Annotated in this window: 2 protein-coding genes; both read left to right on the top strand. The window is 63.0% G+C overall.

Going from position 1 to position 2,216, the window contains the following annotated elements; translation table 11 throughout:
* Positions 1–818 precede the first annotated feature (818 nt).
* Positions 819–1,127, top strand: coding sequence for a DDE-type integrase/transposase/recombinase (locus ABZ624_RS42770; RefSeq protein ID WP_360101113.1), 309 nt, complete (start codon positions 819–821; stop codon positions 1,125–1,127).
* A gap of 373 nt (positions 1,128–1,500) precedes the next feature.
* Entirely contained in the window at positions 1,501–2,088 is a 588-nt protein-coding gene (locus tag ABZ624_RS42765) for a Tat pathway signal protein (RefSeq protein ID WP_360101110.1), read from the top strand.
* Positions 2,089–2,216: the final 128 nt, after the last annotated feature.

Below are 2,216 nucleotides of genomic sequence, written 5' to 3'. Positions count from 1 at the left end.
TCGACTGCCTGTACCAACGAGCTCCGTTGTGCTTTCGCCTCGAACCCTCAACGTGCTTGCGGCACCTGCGAAAACGCTAACTTCCCGGCCTTGGGTCAAGGCCCGGTGACGATGCGGTTGCAGCCGGCTGGGTGGGAGTCGATGAAGAGAAAGCCACGGCTGCGGGGGGTGATGATGCGTGCGCTCACAAGGAGGATCCCTTCAGAAGGCGGCGGCCAGGAGCCGACCGACCGTGTCCTGCAAGTGTGCAAGCGCCGGGACAAAGTGCGGTCCGTTCGTTGGCACAACGATCGAGGGTTGTGCTTTGAGCGTTCCTACGGCACAGCAGCGCCAAGATGTTCACGCCGACGTCGCGTCCCAGCGAGCCGAGCGGCCGGCGCACGCTTCATCCGGCTGGCCATGAGCCGCATCGGGCCGGTTTGCCTGGGACGAACCTTGGTTGCAGGCTGCGTGGTTGGTGCTGGGGCTGCTGTCGGACCTGTCGCGCAAGAGTCGATGGACGATTGCGGAGCGGCCGGGGAGAAGATCCCGCACGGTATGTAACACCTGCTGTGCAGGTGTCCTGGGATGCCGAAGCCGTGCGTGACGATGTGCGCGAGAATGCCAGGCCTATCGGTTCCCGGCCGAGGTCATCGGTCACGCTGTGTGGCTGTATTGCCGTTTCCCGCTGCCGTACTGTGAGGTCGAGGAGCTCCTCCTCGAGCGTGGCATCACCGTCTCCCACGAGATGATCCGGCAGTGGTGGGAGAAGTTCGGCCCCGAGTGCGCCGCCCGCCTGCGCCGACGCCGGCCCCAAGCCGAGGACAAATGGCACTTGGATGAGGTGTTCATCAAGGTCAACAGGGTGCGAGTACCTATGGCGGGCCGTGGACCAGGACGGTCAGGTGCTGGACATCCTGGGCCAGTCCCACTGGGACGCGAAGGCCGCGAAGTGGTTCATGGCCAAGCTGACCAAGAAGCAGTGCCGGGTGCCCCAGAGCGCTGGTCACGGACAAGTGCCGCTCCTACGGGCCGGCTCACAGAGAACTGATGGGCTCGATGGAACACGGCTCCCACAAGGGGCTGGACAACCGAGCGGAGAACTCACACCAGGCATCCGCGCGCCGACTACGTTTAGCGAGATATAGGATAGTTTGGCTTCCTCCTGGAACGCGTTCCGCCATGAGAGGTGTGCGATGCGCAACCTGGAAAGGCATTAGCGCCGGCATGCGCCCCTTCGGCGTCAGTGTCTCACTCAGGGCGGCAAAGATGCCTGCGGTGGGTTGTGCCGAGATTCGCTGCCCTCCCAGTCAACGGCATCTCGGTGACTCTACAGAGCGGGTTCGAGAGCGAGTTGCAACGGCGGCCTGTGGGACGCCCACATGCCATGAGAGCTTTCCGGGTCAACCCTTCCGATCACAAAGCAATGGAGAGCGAGAGCCGGAACGGGCTTCAATCCGCCCAGCCTGAACACCTTCCATCCAACTCCCGAGAGACCGGACACTTTCCATGAACACAACAATGAATCACCGCACCGTGCTGGCCCTGGTGGCGGCCGTGCTGTTGACGAGTGCCTTACCGACCATCACTCCCGCCACGGCGTCGGCCGCCACAGGAGGAGAGGTGTGCCTCTTCTCTGCGCCCCAAGACGTCGACCCTGACGGCAGTGGGCCCAGAGCACCACTTGGGCACATCGGCTGGGCCTTCCGCAAGGGCACCAGCCGCGCGTGGATCTTCGGTGCCACAGAAGGCATGACAGGTAAGCCCCAGATGTCCTTCATGACCACAGGCTCCTGGAACCAGATGCTCAAGAACTTCAAAACCCGGAACACCGGCACGCGACGCTATCTCAAGTTCCGCTGCCTCAACACGCCCCCGGGCAATGTGACCAAGGCTCAACAGGCTGCCCGTACGAGCGCCAGAAACGGCTACGACCTCTTCCGCAACAACTGCCTGACCAAGAGCGTAGACGTCTTCCACGCCTACGCCCCCACGCTCACCAACCAGCACCTGCCCAATCCGAGAAACCGGGGTCTCTCCTACCCTCCGAACTACTACTACGACAAGCTCCTCCCCAAAGCCGGTTGGAGCGCGAGCCGCAACCTCTAACCCCTGGCCACGAGAAGGAAGTGGAAGACACCGGGAGCCTTTTCAACGGTGAGCCTCCAGGGTGAGGATGGCCTTTGTGGTTGACGTGAGTGCGTTCGGGCTGAGTCTGGCCTTGCGGAGGATCCGCC

It is taken from the genome of Streptomyces sp. NPDC007205 (assembly GCF_040634095.1).
GTDB lineage: Bacteria > Actinomycetota > Actinomycetes > Streptomycetales > Streptomycetaceae > Streptomyces.
This window is presented reverse-complemented; position numbering and strand designations above follow the sequence as displayed.